Here is a 14,568-nt window from a genome sequence, read left to right on the forward strand (position 1 = left end):
TACTGAATAACCTTTTAGGTACCATACTCCCTGGGTATCATGGCAGCATAAGGGGAAAGTATAATAGAGGAATGGAGCAGAAGATGACGAGAAAATTCCTGGATGAAATATCCCCTTTACTGAAGGTAGTACTAGTACGCGTACGTAGTACGTACTAGGTAAATATAAAAAAATATTCGTATCTTTGCACCCGTAGTCAGACAACTAAAGTCTGGTTGCGGGCGTTTTTTGTTTATAGGAATCCGGTGCCGTTCCTGAAACAGAAATTTGGCGAATATCTCGCAGTCCAACCCTTTAACATTAAGAAAAATCGTGAGCGTAAGTTGTTTTGCAAGTGGGTCAAGGATTTTATCCAGCCTGTGATGGAGGACAAGGACAGCTCACCTATACCCAGGCTGAGATGGTGCGTCTGCAGGACGAAAATGTCGACGGAGCTGACGGAAAGCAAGGTGGAAAGGTGTTCAGTATTCAGTTATTCAGTTTTAAGAAGCTGTTATTTCGTTCCGACGGACTCGACCTGAGAGTTTTTAGCGTTTAATGGTTTGGAAACACTTAACATTCAGACTAATGGAAATAGTATTAAAGCGTATAGCTAAAAAAGAACTTATACATAGGCAGACTCTATCTGTTGGGCGTGCCGAATTTCGAGGGCATGGTGGTGGACTCCCGCATCTGACAGCATCAACTCATCAACGTCATGGAAGCGGCTCGCGACAGAGGCGAAAGTATCTGGATCACGATAATCTAGAAAAGATTATCTGGTGATAGCAAACAAAAGGAGGGTGTACCATTCAGAATGACACACCCTCAACATTTATACTTATCTGTTTGTTATCTCAAAGAAAATTACTTCTTGTTGATAGCGAGGTCGATAGCTACTGCGATAGCTACAGTAGCACCTACCATAGGGTTGTTACCCATACCGAGGAAGCCCATCATCTCTACGTGAGCAGGAACTGAAGAAGAACCTGCGAACTGAGCGTCTGAGTGCATACGACCCATTGTATCAGTCATACCGTAAGAAGCAGGACCAGCAGCCATGTTATCTGGGTGCAATGTACGACCTGTACCACCACCAGAAGCTACTGAGAAGTATGGCTTACCAGCAGCCACACGCTCCTTCTTGTATGTACCAGCTACTGGGTGCTGGAAACGTGTAGGATTGGTAGAGTTACCAGTGATAGATACGTCTACATCCTCGCTCCAGTTGATAGCAACACCCTCGCGAACGTCGTCAGCGCCGTAGCAGTTAACCTTAGCACGTGGACCGTCGCTGTAAGCGATGCGGTTAACAACCTTCAACTCACCTGTGTAGTAATCAAACTTTGTCTGAACGTATGTGAAACCGTTGATGCGGCTGATGATCTGAGCAGCATCCTTACCAAGACCGTTCAAGATAACGCGCAATGGGTTCTTGCGAACCTTGTTAGCCATCTCAGCAATCTTGATAGCACCCTCAGCAGCAGCGAAAGACTCGTGACCAGCCAAGAAAGCGAAGCACTGAGTCTCCTCACGGAGCAAACGAGCAGCCAAGTTACCGTGACCGAGACCAACCTTGCGGTCGTCAGCTACAGAACCAGGGATGCAGAAAGCCTGCAAACCGATACCGATAGCCTCAGCTGCATCAGCAGCAGTCTTAACACCTTTCTTGATAGCGATAGCAGCACCAGCTACATACGCCCACTTAGCGTTCTCGAAGCAGATACGCTGAGTATCTTCACACATCTGATAAGGGTCAACACCTGCGTCCTCGCAGATTTGATTAGCCTCTTCCAAGCTCTGAATACCGTTAGCATTAAGAGCAGCAAGAACCTGCTTCTCGCGACGTTCCTGACTTTCGTAACTTACTTTTCTAATCATATCTGTATCTCCTTATTATTCTTTACGTGGATCAATAGCTTTAACAACACCCTGCTCAGCAGTCGTACGACCGTAGCTACCTGTGAACTTCTTGACAGCCTCGTTAGCGTCCATACCGTTCTTGATAGCTTCCATCATCTTGCCGAGGTGAACATACTCGTAACCACAAACCTGGCTGTCCTTGTCGAGGAACTGCTTTGTGATGTAACCCTCTGTCAACTCGAGGTAACGTGTACCCTTAGCTACAGTACCATAGAGAGTACCTGTCTGTGAACGAAGACCCTTACCCAAGTCCTCAAGACCTGCACCGATAACGAGACCGCCCTCAGAGAAAGCGCTCTGGCTACGACCGTAAACAATCTGGAGGAAGAGCTCGCGCATAGCTGTATTGATAGCATCGCAAACGAGGTCAGTGTTCAAAGCCTCAAGAATAGTCTTGCCTGGGAGAATCTCAGAAGCCATAGCAGCTGAGTGAGTCATACCAGTACAACCGATGGTCTCAACAAGAGCTTCCTGGATAACGCCTTCCTTGATGTTCAAAGAGAGCTTGCAAGCACCCTGCTGAGGAGCACACCAACCCACACCGTGAGTATAACCAGAGATGTCTTTGATCTCTTTTGCCTGAATCCATTTTCCCTCTTCAGGAATTGGAGCTGGTCCGTGGTTAGGACCCTTAGCGACAACGCACATGTTGTCTACTTCTTTAGAATAGATCATATTCGCTAAATTTTATATTAATGAATATATATAAGTATAAATCCTTATAGTAATTTCACTTTGTTTGCTGAAACATCTGTCTTACGACATGATTTCCGACCACAAAAGTACAAAAAATATCTGTAAAATACCCAAAAAAGAGTATTCTTTTTAACTCTTTAACCTAATATTTAGATTTTTTCTTGGGTTTATGCACAATTTCATGTATCTTTGCAAACTAAAAATAGCAATTTTTGTAGATTATGATCGAAGTTAAGATAAAGGATGCCGTGCTTCAGCAGGCTGCCGAAGCGGGCATGGACGATTTTGTGAAGGCGTTTGTAGATGCCATCCGGGAGGCGATAGGCGGGGAGCTTACTGCCCAGAACATGGCTGAGCTGAACAGCGACCAGATTACGCTCCTGGCGTGGGACACCCTGCACGAGGAGATGATGGATGGGGGCATGATACAGCTCATCCACAACGGCTATGGCGCCTTCCTATGGAAGAATCCTACGGACAAGGCGTTCCGCAACTGGGGGCTGGTGGAGCTGTCGAAGCTCATCAAGAAGAGCCATTTCCTATATAAGAGCCATCATGAGGACATCGAGGGCGAGATGAGCGATGAGGAATTCATGGCGCTCTACGAGAAGTTTCCGGAATTTGATGATTTCGACGATGAATTCGTTGAAAATGAGGAGGAATGGACCAGCAGGGTGGCGTTCTACATCGATGAGCATATCGAGAACTTCGGAACGATAGTTTGATTGTTTAGTGTTTAATGATTACTTTTTAATTATTCATTATTCATTATAAATTATACATTATTATATATATATATGAACAAGCAAGAAAAGGAACTCCGAAAGAAGAGTCCGATACAGATACGCAACAAGAAGGCTTCGTTCGAATACTTCTTCGTTGACACCTATACCGCGGGCATCGTGCTCACGGGTACTGAGATTAAGTCTATCCGCGGTGGTAAGGCATCGCTGGTAGACTGTTACTGCGATTTCTATCAGGGCGAGCTCTGGGTGAAGGGAATGAACATCTCTCCCTACTTCTACGGCTCGTTCGGCAACCACGAGGCGCGCAGAGACCGCAAGCTGCTCCTTACCAAGCGCGAACTGCGCCGACTGGAAGAGGACAGCAAGCAGCCGGGCTTCACCATCGTCCCTACGCTCATCTTCATCGATGACAAGGGCCGTGCCAAGGTGGATATCGCCCTCTGTAAGGGTAAGAAGGAGTATGACAAGCGTCAGACTCTGAAGGAGAAAGAGGACAGAAGAGAAATGGATAGAGCCATTAAGCACTTTTAAGACTTTGAACGTTGAGATTTGAACGTTGAACTTTATGAAATGCATCTTTTAATGATGTTAGTCATTTCGGGCGGTTCTTTTCTCGATGTTTAAATACTCTTCATTATTTAAGTTTTTAGGATAATATGACAAATCATAAAGTTCAAAGTTCAAAGTTCAAAGCTCAATGTGAAAAGAAGATTCTGATTCTTGACGGTGCCATGGGTACGGAGATTCAGAAATATAATCTGACCGAGGATGACTTCCGAGGTGAGCGGTTCCGTGATGTACCGGGAATGATGAAGGGCAACAACGACATGCTCAACATCACCCGACCTGATGTCATCTCGGACATCTACCGACGCTACCTGGAGGCTGGCGCCGATATCATCACAGCCAATACCTTCTCGTGCCAGCGCATCTCGCAGGCTGATTATCACCTGGAAGACTGCGCCCGCGAGATGGCGTTCGAGGGCGCACGACTGGCGCGCATCGAATGTGATAAGTTTTCTACACCCGACAAGCCACGCTTCGTTGCCGGAGACGTGGGACCAACCAACAAGACTTGCTCCATGAGTCCGGACGTCAGCAACCCTGCCGCCCGCGAGATTACATACGATGAACTCTTCACCGATGTCTGCGAACAGGTGGATGGTCTCATAGAGGGTGGCGCGGACGTGATTCTCATCGAAACCATCTTTGATACGCTCAACTGCAAGGCGATGATTGATGCTGCCATCACCATGATGAAGAAGCATGGGGTGGAGCTGCCTATCATGATCAGTCTGACGGTGAGCGACCTGGCTGGAAGAACCCTGAGCGGTCAGACGGTGGATGCTTTCCTAGCCTCGCTCTCGCCTTATCCTATCTTCTCCGTGGGCATGAACTGCGCCTTCGGTGCGTCTCAGATGAAGCCGTTTATCGAGCATCTTGCCAAGGTGGCACCTTATTATATCAGTGCCCATCCTAATGCCGGCCTGCCTAACGAAATGGGCGAATATGACGAGACGGCTGAGTTGATGGCTCCGAAAATCGCCGAATTCATCGATGAAGGCATCGTGAACATCATCGGCGGCTGCTGTGGCACAAGTCCCGAATTCATCGCTCATTATGCCCGATTGGCTGAAGGAAAGAAGCCGCATCAGGTGGTGGAGAAGCCTAAGTATATGTGGCTCTCGGGACTGGACCTCCTGCAGGTGGATGACTCCGTTCATCTGCCGGTGGACGCCAGCAGGTTCGTGAACGTGGGTGAGCGCTGTAACGTGGCTGGTAGCAGGAAGTTCCTGCGTTTGATTAATGAAAAAGGTTATGAGGAAGCCATCGGTATCGCACGCAAGCAGGTGGCTGACGGAGCTGCCGTGGTAGACGTCAATATGGACGACGGACTGCTGGATGCGAAGGCTGAGATGGTGAACTTCCTCAATATGATAGCGGCTGAGCCGGAGATAGCCAAGGTTCCGGTGATGATTGACTCCTCTAAATGGGAGGTGATCCTGGCTGGACTGAAATGCTGCCAGGGCAAGTGCATCGTCAATTCCATCTCGCTGAAGGAGGGTGAGGAGGTATTTCTCTCGCATGCCAGGGACGTGATGCGATATGGCGCTGCCGTGGTGGTGATGTGCTTCGATGAAGTGGGTCAGGCAACTACCTTTGAGCGCCGCATCGAGATAGCCGAGCGTGCTTACCGACTGCTGGTGGACAAGCTGGGCATGAATCCGCTCGACATCATCTTTGACCCTAACGTACTCGCCATCGCTACGGGTATGGAGGAACACGACAACTATGCCGTGGAATTCATCCGTGCCACCGAGTGGATTCATCAGAATCTGCCTGGGGCCCACGTGAGCGGTGGAGTCAGCAACCTCTCGTTCTCGTTCCGTGGCAATACCTATATCCGTGAAGCCATCCATTGCGTCTTCCTGCATCACGCCCAGAAAGTGGGCATGGATTTCGGTATCGTAAATACAAAAGCCAGAATGGATTATGATAAGATACCTAAAGAACAGCTTGAACTCATCGAGGACGTGGTGCTGAACCGCAGAAAGGGTGCTGCCGATGACCTTATCGAGCTGGCTGCTGAAATCAAGGCGAAGGCAGATGCTGCCAAGGCAGCTGCCAAGGCTGGCGGTGCTCCGGTGAAGAAACCGGCGGCTCCGGAATGGAGAAAACAGCCTGTAGAAGAGCGGTTGAAGTATGCGCTGCAGAAGGGCATCACCGAGTTCCTGCAGCCGGATATCGACGAGGCTCTGCAGAAATATCCGCATGCCGTGAACGTTATCGAGGGTCCGCTGATGGACGGTATGAACCTTGTTGGCGAACTCTTCGGCAGGGGCGAAATGTTCCTGCCTCAGGTTGTGAAGACCGCACGTACGATGAAATCGGCGGTTTCTATCCTCCAGCCTCATATCGAGGCAGAGAAACAGGGTGGCAGTACCTCGGCTGGCAAGATACTGATGGCTACGGTGAAGGGCGACGTCCACGACATCGGCAAGAACATCGTATGCGTGGTGATGTCGTGCAACAACTTCGAAATCATCGACCTGGGCGTCATGGTTCCTGCAGAACAGATCGTGAAGAAGGCGATAGAGGAAAAGGTGGATGCCATAGGACTGAGCGGCCTGATTACGCCATCGCTCGAGGAGATGGTTCATGTGGCGAAGGAAATGCAGAAGGCGGGGCTCCGTATCCCTATCATGGTGGGTGGAGCCACGACGAGCGAGCTTCATGTGGCGCTGAAGATAGCCCCGGTTTACGACGGTCCGGTTATCTGGGTGAAGGATGCTTCGCTCAATGCCGGCATCTGTACCCGTTTCCTCAACGAGACCGAATGTCCTAAGTTCGTGGCAGAGCTGGATGAGCGCTATGAGCGCCTCCGCAACGAATATCACGAGCAGCAGGTCAAGATAGCATCGCTTGAAGAAGCAAGAAAGAACAAGCTGGAGCTGTTCTAAAAGATAAGAATACAAATGTTTTTAGGATAATTATGATCAAGACAGTTATTTTTGATATGGGTGGCGTTATCATCACCCTCGACGAGAATAAGGCAGGCAAACGTTTTGTTGAGTTGGGAATGAAGGAGTTTGCCGAGAAGATGGACCCCTACAAGCAGGTGGGCTTGAACGGCCAGCTGGAAGAGGGAAAAATCTCTGAAGAAGAATATCGCCGGATGGTGAGCGAAAAGCTGGGCAGAGAGGTGAGCTTCGAAGAGCTGCAGCACTGCTGGCTGGGCTATATGAAAGAGGTGCCAGCCCGCAATCTCATGGCGCTCAGAAAACTGAAGGAGCAGGGCTATCGCGTGGTGCTCCTCAGCAATACCAATCCCTACGTATCGGCTTGGGTAGACAGTGAGGCGTTCTCCGGCGACGGTCATCCTATTGGTGACTATTTTGATGCGATGTATCGCAGCTATGAGGTGAAATACATGAAGCCGGACGAGAACTTCTTCCGCTATGTGCTGGGGCAGGAGAAGACGATGCCCGAGGAATGTCTCTTCATCGATGACGGTCCACGCAACTGCTGCGCTGCCTCGGAACTGGGCTTGTTCACCTATTGTCCGCAGAACGGGGAAGACTGGTGCGACAAGATCTACGATTATCTGAAGTAACGTTTTGGGTATCGAATTGATGTAACAGTTTATGGTGATTATTTGCAGTCCGATTGCAAATAATTACCATTTTATTTTGCATTCTGCAATAAATGATGTACTTTTGCATTCGCAAATATTAAAATAACAAGACAATGGTTAAGAAAAAGAGATGGCATTGCTTGCCTGGACAGCCTCTTACTGAGCTCGACAAGCAGGTGATGTTTTGGGAAAATAAGGGTAAGCTGGTTCCTACCCGTGACTTGATTAAGACTCCTGAGCAGATTGAGGGCATCCGCAAGAGCGGCGTCGTCAATACCGGTTGTCTCGACGCTGTAGCCGAGATCATCCGTCCGGGTATCAATACACAGGAAATCGATGACCTTTGCATGCAGTACTGCAAGGATCATGATGCGATTCCTGCCTGCCTCAACTATGAAGGCTATCCTAAGAGCGTATGTACTTCTATCAACGAGGTGGTTTGCCATGGTATTCCTAAGGAAGAGGATGTGCTCGAAGAGGGCGACATCATCAATGTGGACATGACTACCATCGTGGACGGTTACTATGCTGATGCCAGCCGTATGTTTATCGTAGGCGGCAAGACTACTCCTGAGAAGGAGCAGCTGGTACGCGTGGCTAAGGAGTGTCTGGAGATTGGTATGGAGGCTGCCAAGCCTTACAGCTTCGTAGGCGACATCGGCCATGCCATCGAGAAGCATTGCAGGAAGTATGGTTATGGCGTGGTTCGTGATCTTTGCGGTCACGGTGTAGGTTGCAAGTTCCATGAGGAACCTGAAGTGCTCCACTATGGTCATCGCGGTACCGGCATGCTGCTTGTTCCAGGTATGGTATTCACTATTGAGCCAATGATCAATATGGGAACCTGGCAGGTGTTCATCGATGCTGACGATCCATACGGATGGGAGGTTATCACCGGTGACGAGAAACCATCTGCACAGTGGGAGCATACCCTCGTGATGACAGAGACCGGTGTGGAGATTCTTACACATTAAAACAAGGGGCATGAGCCCGATAGAATTATGGAAGAAAAAAAGGATATATATATATTAGGTATAGAGAGCAGCTGCGACGATACCTCTGCCGCAGTGCTCAAGAACGGAGTATTGCTGAGCAATGTGACCGCTTCCCAGGAAGTTCACAGAGCTTACGGCGGTGTGGTACCTGAGCTGGCTTCACGCGCTCATCAGCAGAATGTGGTTCCTGTCGTAGACCAGGCCATCGCCCGTGCCGGCATCACGAAGGAAGATCTTTCTGCCGTAGCCTTCACCCGTGGTCCGGGATTGATGGGTTCGCTCCTCGTGGGTGTGAGCTTTGCCAAGGGTTTCGCCCGTTCGCTCAATATTCCAATGATTGACGTGAACCACCTGCAGGGTCATGTGATGGCGCATTTCATCAAGGAGAGCGATGACGACCAGAGTGCTCCTCCATTCCCATTCATCTGCCTCCTCGTGAGCGGTGGAAATTCGCAGATTGTGAAGGTGAACGCCTACAACGACATGGAAGTGCTCGGACAGACCATCGATGATGCGGCTGGCGAGGCTATCGACAAGTGTGCCAAGGTGTTGGAGTGGGGCTATCCGGGTGGTCCTATCGTAGACAAGTATGCCCGCCAGGGTAATCCGAAGGCTTTCAGCTTCTCTGAACCTCACATCCCTGGCTTGAACTACAGTTTCTCCGGCTTCAAGACCAGTTTCCTCTACAGTCTGCGCAAGTGGGTGGCTGCGGATCCTGACTTCGTAGAGAAGAACAAGTTCGACCTGGCTGCAAGCATCGAGTTTACCATCGTGGATATCCTGATGAAGAAGCTCCGCATGGCTGTGAAGCAGACGGGCATCAAGCACGTGGCTGTGGCTGGTGGCGTAAGTGCCAACAACGGTCTCCGCAATGCCTTCCGCGATCATGCCAAGCGCTTTGGCTGGACCATCTATATCCCTAAGTTCAGCTATACCACCGATAATGCGGCGATGATTGGCTGCGTGGGCACTTTCAAGTATCGTGACGGTGAGTTCGCTACCATCGATTTGCCGGCTTATTCAAAAGTAACGTTTAAGTAAATTATACATTATATATTTGTATTTAGAATGGAATTTGAAACAAAGATATTGAGTAAGGGCATTCAGGAGATGCTCTACAACAGTGACAAGACAGTGGGTACAGCAGAGAGCTGCACAGGTGGTCGTATCGCCGAGGCAATCATCTCAGTACCAGGTGCCAGCAATTACTTCAAGGGTGGCGTAGTAAGCTATACCAACGAGGTGAAGGAGAATCTCCTGGGCGTGAGCCATGAGGTGCTGGAGGAGCAGACTGCCGTTTGCGAGGAAGTGGCTAGAGAGATGGTGCTGGGTACCATCAAGACCCTGAATGTAGACTTCGCCATTTCAGCCACAGGTTGCGCTGGTCCTACAGGTGGCACTCCAGCCATTCCAGTGGGAACTATCTATGTAGGTTATGGCAACAAGGATGACGTTCGCGTGGTAAAACTCACCGAAGATTTCGGACGGGACATCAACCTTGCAATTGCCACAAATACAGCGCTTAAGGGCATGCTGGATTTCCTCAAGGAACATGCAGAAGAACTGAAAAAAGAGGTATAAATTGCTAATTTTGGCAGATAAAGTATTAATAATCCTTAAAAGACACCGTTCTTTTAGGGATTATTTTGTTATTACCGAATTATTTTGTAATTTTGCACTCTGTTTGGAATAGGTAATAATTAACGAATTAGAAAATTAAAGATAGAAATGTCTAAGATTTGTCAAATTACAGGTAAGAAGGCACAGTTAGGTTGTAATGTGTCTCACTCAAAGCACCGTACAAAGAGAAGCTTTGACGTTAACCTCTTCAGCAAGAAATTCTACTATGTAGAGGAGGGTTGCTGGATTAGCCTCAAGATCAGTGCTGCTGGTCTTCGTCTTATTAACAAAGTAGGTCTTGACGCTGCACTTAATCAGGCAGTGAAGAAGGGCTATGTAGATTGGAAGGACATTAAAGTTATAGGAGAATAAATATCATGGCAAAGAAAGCAAAAGGTAATAGAGTACAGGTTATCCTCGAGTGCACTGAACATAAGAACAGTGGTATGCCAGGTACAAGTCGTTACGTGACTACTAAGAATCGTAAGAACACTCCTGAGCGTCTTGAGTTGATGAAGTACAACCCAATCCTTAAGAAGATGACTCTTCACAAGGAGATTAAGTAAGCTAGCTTACAAGTTTATAAACAATTTTATCAATTTTAATAGACTATGGCAAAGAAAGCGGTCGCTACCCTCCACGAAGGTAACATGGATGGTCGCGCATATACAAAGGTTATCAAGATGGTTAAGAGCCCTAAGACTGGTGCTTATGTTTTCGATGAGAAGATGGTACCTAACGAGGCTGTTAAGGATTTCTTCAAGGACTAATCTCAAGCTATTGAGTATTCAGTTCATCTGAAGAAGATATAAAATTTAAAAAGGATTGCATTCTTCATCATGAAGTTTGCAATCCTTTTTTTTGTTTCCTATATTCTTGTTTCTATTTCTTCTTTACTCCTCTTACTGCTTCGCTTTCCAGCGGGTTCTCAGGCCAGAAATGCTTCGGATATCGGCGCTTGAGCTCCTTGCGCACTTCGAAGTAGGTTCCTTCCCAGAAACTGTGGAGATCCTGAGTCAACTGCACCGGCTTGAATCCAGGTGAAAGCAACTCCATCAGCAGCGGCTGCTTGCCATCATTCACCGTCGGCGTCTCTGTCATTCCGAAGCATTCCTGCAGACGCACACTCAGAACAGGGGCTTCTGCGCCCTGGCGGTAGTCGATGCGGATGTTGCTGCCCGAAGGAACACGGAGGTGGGTAGGGGCGAGGCGCTCTATCTCCTGCTGAACATCGTATGGGATGAGTGCCCACAAGGCTTCCTCAAGATTGATTTTCTTCATCTCGCTGATGCTGGTCCTCACGCGCCCTGCATCCTCCAGATAGAAAGGGAGCCAGTCGGCAGCGGTCGATAGGAGCTTTTCTGTTGAAAGGTCGGGTATCTCCAATTCGGGATGCCATTCGCTCACCTTCGCTACACGTCGTTGCAGGCGCTGTACGCTTTCGTTCCAGTCGAACATGCTGAGTCCGTCTTTTCTGGCTGCGGTACAGATGATATCGATGAACTGCTGCTTATCCGCATTCTGAATCGGCTTGCTGTCAATCACCAGCTTGCCTATGCGTTGTTCCATCTGCATCTTCACCATTCCTGCTTTACTGTCCCAGGAGATGTTTTCAACCTCCGTAAATGGCAGGTCTCTGACAGCGACGGGAGCGCAGAGGAAAACTTTTCCTTTGCCACCGGCATCGTTACCGGAAGCAGATTTACCGGAAACAGATTTGCCGGATGCAGATTCGTTGCAGCTGGCAGAATTGAGCGAAGCGATGGCTATCCATTCCTGTGCAGACATCGCATCAGACTTGTCGATGAAGACCGTATTGCCGTTTGCCATGCGAAAATTGCCAATATTATCCACCGCCCTGGCGATGCGCTCCGGATAAGCCTGGGCTATCAGACTGCCCACTTCCTCAGCATCTATCTCTCCATTATCTTCCTTGATTCTAAGCATTCTGCGGTATTCCTGCGCAATCTGTGCTATGCGGTTCCATCTTCCCAGGTTCGATTTCCTGCGCTGCGAACGAAGGATGGAGATTCTTAAGGCGATATCCGTATCAGAAGATTCGCTCATCGGGTCTTTCTCTTCCAATAGCGCTGCAATATCGCAGGCCAAAGCTGCAGAATTTCTGTTCAGCATCATGCGGGCAATGCGTGGATGACAGGGTAGGGATGTCATTTCCTTGCCAAGAGCTGTGATGCTTCCATCTTCCCGAATGGCTCTGAGAGAAACGAGTAAACTCTTTGCTGACAGCAGATTAGCGGTAGGTGGCTGAGTGAACCAGGGTAGGGATTCAGGGTTGTTTTCTCCAAAGGCAGCAATATCCAGAACCATTGAAGCGAGATCTGCATCTTCTATTTCCGGACGGCGCTGATCTTCCATCAGATGTTCTGAGGTCTGCGTCCAGAGACGGTAGCAGATACCTTCAGCTACTCGTCCGGCACGACCTCTTCGCTGGGTAGCCATATCCTTGCTGATTCGTACAGTCTTCAGCTGGCTGAGTCCGGTTCGGTTATCATAGACCAGCTTTCTGCAGAGTCCGGAATCAACCACTATTCTCACGCCCTCAATAGTAAGCGAAGTTTCGGCGATAGGGGTTGCAAGAACGATTTTTCGGCTTCCTTCCTGTGAGGGAGCAATGGCGCTTCGCTGCTTCTCCGGCGAGAGATTGCCGTAAAGCGGATAGACGGTTGTGGCTGCCCACATATTATCAGCAGAAGAATCATCAGCCTTGGCTATTATCCCGTTTAACATTTCTTCGCATTTCAGGATTTCTCCCTGGCCAGGAAGAAACGCCAGAATATCGCCTTGATGATCGTGATGGGCCCTGACAATCGTGGCAACCATCTCCTGAACCATATCGTATGGGTTGACATCATCGGCTGCATAGACGGTTTCTACCGGAAACATCTTACCTTGGCTTTCTATGAGTGGTGCCCGGAGCGTTTGGCAAATGGCGGTTGTATCAATCGTTGCAGACATGATAACCATCTTTAAATCCGGTCGGATAATCTCCTGAGCTTGTCGGGTCAAGGCAAGCGCCAGATCTGAATTGATACTTCGCTCATGAAATTCGTCAAAGATGACGATGCTGACGCCATCCAACGTGGGATCATTCACCAGCATACGCGTGAGGATTCCTTCAGTGAGAACTTCGATGCGAGTATCTTTAGACGTCCTATTTTCGAAGCGTACGCGATAGCCAACCGTCTTGCCAACAGATTCGCCCAAAATACTGGCCATTCGTTCAGCTATCTGACGAGCAGCCAGCCGGCGCGGTTCCAACATGAGAATCTTGCCATTGCATGCGTTGAGAATGGTAAGTGGCAGCAAGGTTGATTTGCCGGCACCAGGTGGTGCAGTAATGACGAGATTGGATGATTCCGCCAATTTCTGATTGACTGCATCGGCAATCTGGTATGCAGGCAAATTTCCTGCCTGACTGAAAAGTCTATCAGTGTTCATATCGTTTATACTAATCTAAAATTACATTCTGCAAAGGTACAAAGAAATCCGTAAATAACATATTGGTTTTGTTTTTTTTATTACTTTATATTATCTCTATCTTAAAATATTAACGTGTATTATGATAAATAGACGTTTTCGGAAAGTATAATTTGCATAAAATAATTTGGTCAATACAAAATAATATTGTACTTTTGCGTTCGTAATAAACATATAAGCGTTGACAATAAAAATAAAGAGAATAAGATTATGAAATTCATAGGAATTATACCAGCAAGATACGCCTCTACGCGTTTCCCTGGCAAGCCGCTCGCCATGTTGGGTGGCAAGCCAGTTATACAGCATGTTTATGAAAAAGTGGCTGCAGTACTGGAAGAAGCATACGTTGCCACTGACGACGAACGCATCTTCAAGGCTGTTGAAGCATTTGGCGGCAAGGCTGTCATGACCCGCACCGACCATAAGAGCGGTACCGACCGCATCGAAGAAGCTATCGAGAAGATTGGCGGCGACTGGGACGTTATCGTAAACGTTCAGGGAGATGAACCTTTTGTTGCTAAGAGTCAGCTGGATACCATCTGTCATTGCTTCGACGACCCAACCACTCAGATTGCTACATTGGGCAAGGCTTTCACCTCGATGGAAGCTGTTGAGAATCCAAATAGTCCAAAGATTGCTGTCAGCAATCAGGGCTTTGCTCTCTACTTCTCGCGCAGTGTAATTCCTTACGTTCGTGGCAAGGAACGCAAGGATTGGCTTAGCCATTTCCCTTATCTCAAGCACCTGGGCATCTATGCCTATCGCAAGGATGTGCTCAGAGAAGTGACCCAGTTGCCACAGAGTTCGCTGGAGATTGCGGAGAGTCTGGAGCAGCTCAGATGGTTGCAGAACGGCTATAAGATTAAGGTGGGAACTACAGACGTAGAGACCGTAGGTATCGATACCCCGGAAGACTTGCAGAGAGCTGAGGAATTTCTCAAGGAGCAGGCGGAATAAAACAATATTACCTATTATA

The 14,568-nt window shown here is 48.4% G+C and carries 15 protein-coding genes; 12 read left to right on the forward strand and 3 right to left on the reverse strand.

Annotated features, from left to right (window positions below):
* Positions 1 to 334: 334 nt before the first annotated feature.
* Positions 335 to 538 carry a hypothetical protein gene (locus tag ACQRBJ_RS08240; protein ID WP_441932185.1) on the forward strand — a complete coding sequence of 68 codons (204 nt, stop codon included), beginning with the start codon at positions 335 to 337 and terminating at the stop codon, positions 536 to 538.
* A 308-nt stretch (positions 539 to 846) separates the two neighbouring features.
* Here ACQRBJ_RS08240 and ACQRBJ_RS08245 read toward each other — a convergent pair whose 3' ends face one another.
* Both ACQRBJ_RS08245 and ACQRBJ_RS08250 read right to left on the reverse strand, forming a co-directional pair.
* Positions 847 to 1,860 carry a GGGtGRT protein gene (locus ACQRBJ_RS08245; protein WP_295023261.1) on the reverse strand — a complete coding sequence of 338 codons (1,014 nt, stop codon included), beginning with the start codon at positions 1,858 to 1,860 and terminating at the stop codon, positions 847 to 849.
* Positions 1,861 to 1,875: 15 nt separating this feature from the next.
* Positions 1,876 to 2,577 carry an iron-sulfur cluster assembly scaffold protein gene (locus ACQRBJ_RS08250; protein ID WP_006849036.1) on the reverse strand — a complete coding sequence of 234 codons (702 nt, stop codon included), beginning with the start codon at positions 2,575 to 2,577 and terminating at the stop codon, positions 1,876 to 1,878.
* Positions 2,578 to 2,819: 242 nt separating this feature from the next.
* Here ACQRBJ_RS08250 and ACQRBJ_RS08255 point away from each other — a divergent pair, with 242 nt between their 5' ends.
* The 10 genes from ACQRBJ_RS08255 (at position 2,820) to ACQRBJ_RS08300 (ending at position 10,864) form a co-directional block, all read left to right on the forward strand.
* Positions 2,820 to 3,323, forward strand: coding sequence for a DMP19 family protein (locus ACQRBJ_RS08255; protein WP_293628794.1), 504 nt, complete (start codon positions 2,820 to 2,822; stop codon positions 3,321 to 3,323).
* A gap of 72 nt (positions 3,324 to 3,395) precedes the next feature.
* Complete coding sequence (gene smpB, locus ACQRBJ_RS08260; RefSeq protein ID WP_445303315.1) at positions 3,396 to 3,875, forward strand: SsrA-binding protein SmpB; 480 nt, start codon at positions 3,396 to 3,398, stop codon at positions 3,873 to 3,875.
* Between the two features lie 125 nt (positions 3,876 to 4,000).
* Positions 4,001 to 6,805, forward strand: a complete 2,805-nt coding sequence (metH, locus tag ACQRBJ_RS08265) for a methionine synthase (protein WP_445303316.1) — start codon at positions 4,001 to 4,003, stop codon at positions 6,803 to 6,805.
* A gap of 32 nt (positions 6,806 to 6,837) precedes the next feature.
* Positions 6,838 to 7,458 carry an HAD family hydrolase gene (locus tag ACQRBJ_RS08270; RefSeq protein WP_217761486.1) on the forward strand — a complete coding sequence of 207 codons (621 nt, stop codon included), beginning with the start codon at positions 6,838 to 6,840 and terminating at the stop codon, positions 7,456 to 7,458.
* Between the two features lie 134 nt (positions 7,459 to 7,592).
* Positions 7,593 to 8,453: a type I methionyl aminopeptidase gene (gene map, locus ACQRBJ_RS08275; protein WP_441932189.1), complete on the forward strand. Its 861-nt coding sequence runs from the start codon at positions 7,593 to 7,595 to the stop codon at positions 8,451 to 8,453.
* 27 nt (positions 8,454 to 8,480) lie between these two features.
* Positions 8,481 to 9,515 carry a tRNA (adenosine(37)-N6)-threonylcarbamoyltransferase complex transferase subunit TsaD gene (gene tsaD, locus ACQRBJ_RS08280; protein WP_153126174.1) on the forward strand — a complete coding sequence of 345 codons (1,035 nt, stop codon included), beginning with the start codon at positions 8,481 to 8,483 and terminating at the stop codon, positions 9,513 to 9,515.
* Positions 9,516 to 9,542: 27 nt separating this feature from the next.
* Complete coding sequence (locus tag ACQRBJ_RS08285; RefSeq protein WP_445303317.1) at positions 9,543 to 10,055, forward strand: CinA family protein; 513 nt, start codon at positions 9,543 to 9,545, stop codon at positions 10,053 to 10,055.
* A 147-nt stretch (positions 10,056 to 10,202) separates the two neighbouring features.
* Positions 10,203 to 10,466 carry a 50S ribosomal protein L28 gene (gene rpmB, locus ACQRBJ_RS08290; RefSeq protein ID WP_006849044.1) on the forward strand — a complete coding sequence of 88 codons (264 nt, stop codon included), beginning with the start codon at positions 10,203 to 10,205 and terminating at the stop codon, positions 10,464 to 10,466.
* A gap of 5 nt (positions 10,467 to 10,471) precedes the next feature.
* Entirely contained in the window at positions 10,472 to 10,660 is a 189-nt protein-coding gene (gene rpmG, locus ACQRBJ_RS08295; RefSeq protein WP_006849045.1) for a 50S ribosomal protein L33, read from the forward strand.
* Between the two features lie 45 nt (positions 10,661 to 10,705).
* Positions 10,706 to 10,864 (forward strand): DUF4295 domain-containing protein, encoded by a 159-nt coding sequence (locus ACQRBJ_RS08300; RefSeq protein ID WP_006849046.1) that lies wholly within the window; start codon positions 10,706 to 10,708, stop codon positions 10,862 to 10,864.
* Between the two features lie 112 nt (positions 10,865 to 10,976).
* Here ACQRBJ_RS08300 and hrpB read toward each other — a convergent pair whose 3' ends face one another.
* Entirely contained in the window at positions 10,977 to 13,553 is a 2,577-nt protein-coding gene (gene hrpB / locus ACQRBJ_RS08305) for an ATP-dependent helicase HrpB (protein ID WP_445303318.1), read from the reverse strand.
* Positions 13,554 to 13,802: 249 nt separating this feature from the next.
* Here hrpB and kdsB point away from each other — a divergent pair, with 249 nt between their 5' ends.
* Positions 13,803 to 14,549, forward strand: a complete 747-nt coding sequence (gene kdsB / locus ACQRBJ_RS08310) for a 3-deoxy-manno-octulosonate cytidylyltransferase (RefSeq protein WP_295348237.1) — start codon at positions 13,803 to 13,805, stop codon at positions 14,547 to 14,549.
* Positions 14,550 to 14,568 lie beyond the last annotated feature (19 nt).

It is taken from the genome of Prevotella sp. SGI.167, from assembly GCF_050313615.1.
Taxonomy (GTDB): domain Bacteria; phylum Bacteroidota; class Bacteroidia; order Bacteroidales; family Bacteroidaceae; genus Prevotella.

Bases quoted from the DNA above. Each gene is read 5' to 3' on its own strand.
- ACQRBJ_RS08245 (WP_295023261.1), bottom strand. From the start codon at position 1,860: ATGATTAGAAAAGTAAGTTACGAAAGTCAGGAACGTCGCGAGAAGCAG.
- ACQRBJ_RS08250 (WP_006849036.1), bottom strand. From the start codon at position 2,577: ATGATCTATTCTAAAGAAGTAGACAACATGTGCGTTGTCGCTAAGGGT.
- ACQRBJ_RS08255 (WP_293628794.1), top strand. From the start codon at position 2,820: ATGATCGAAGTTAAGATAAAGGATGCCGTGCTTCAGCAGGCTGCCGAA.
- smpB (WP_445303315.1), top strand. From the start codon at position 3,396: ATGAACAAGCAAGAAAAGGAACTCCGAAAGAAGAGTCCGATACAGATA.
- metH (WP_445303316.1), top strand. From the start codon at position 4,001: ATGACAAATCATAAAGTTCAAAGTTCAAAGTTCAAAGCTCAATGTGAA.
- ACQRBJ_RS08270 (WP_217761486.1), top strand. From the start codon at position 6,838: ATGATCAAGACAGTTATTTTTGATATGGGTGGCGTTATCATCACCCTC.
- map (WP_441932189.1), top strand. From the start codon at position 7,593: ATGGTTAAGAAAAAGAGATGGCATTGCTTGCCTGGACAGCCTCTTACT.
- tsaD (WP_153126174.1), top strand. From the start codon at position 8,481: ATGGAAGAAAAAAAGGATATATATATATTAGGTATAGAGAGCAGCTGC.
- ACQRBJ_RS08285 (WP_445303317.1), top strand. From the start codon at position 9,543: ATGGAATTTGAAACAAAGATATTGAGTAAGGGCATTCAGGAGATGCTC.
- rpmB (WP_006849044.1), top strand. From the start codon at position 10,203: ATGTCTAAGATTTGTCAAATTACAGGTAAGAAGGCACAGTTAGGTTGT.
- rpmG (WP_006849045.1), top strand. From the start codon at position 10,472: ATGGCAAAGAAAGCAAAAGGTAATAGAGTACAGGTTATCCTCGAGTGC.
- ACQRBJ_RS08300 (WP_006849046.1), top strand. From the start codon at position 10,706: ATGGCAAAGAAAGCGGTCGCTACCCTCCACGAAGGTAACATGGATGGT.
- hrpB (WP_445303318.1), bottom strand. From the start codon at position 13,553: ATGAACACTGATAGACTTTTCAGTCAGGCAGGAAATTTGCCTGCATAC.
- kdsB (WP_295348237.1), top strand. From the start codon at position 13,803: ATGAAATTCATAGGAATTATACCAGCAAGATACGCCTCTACGCGTTTC.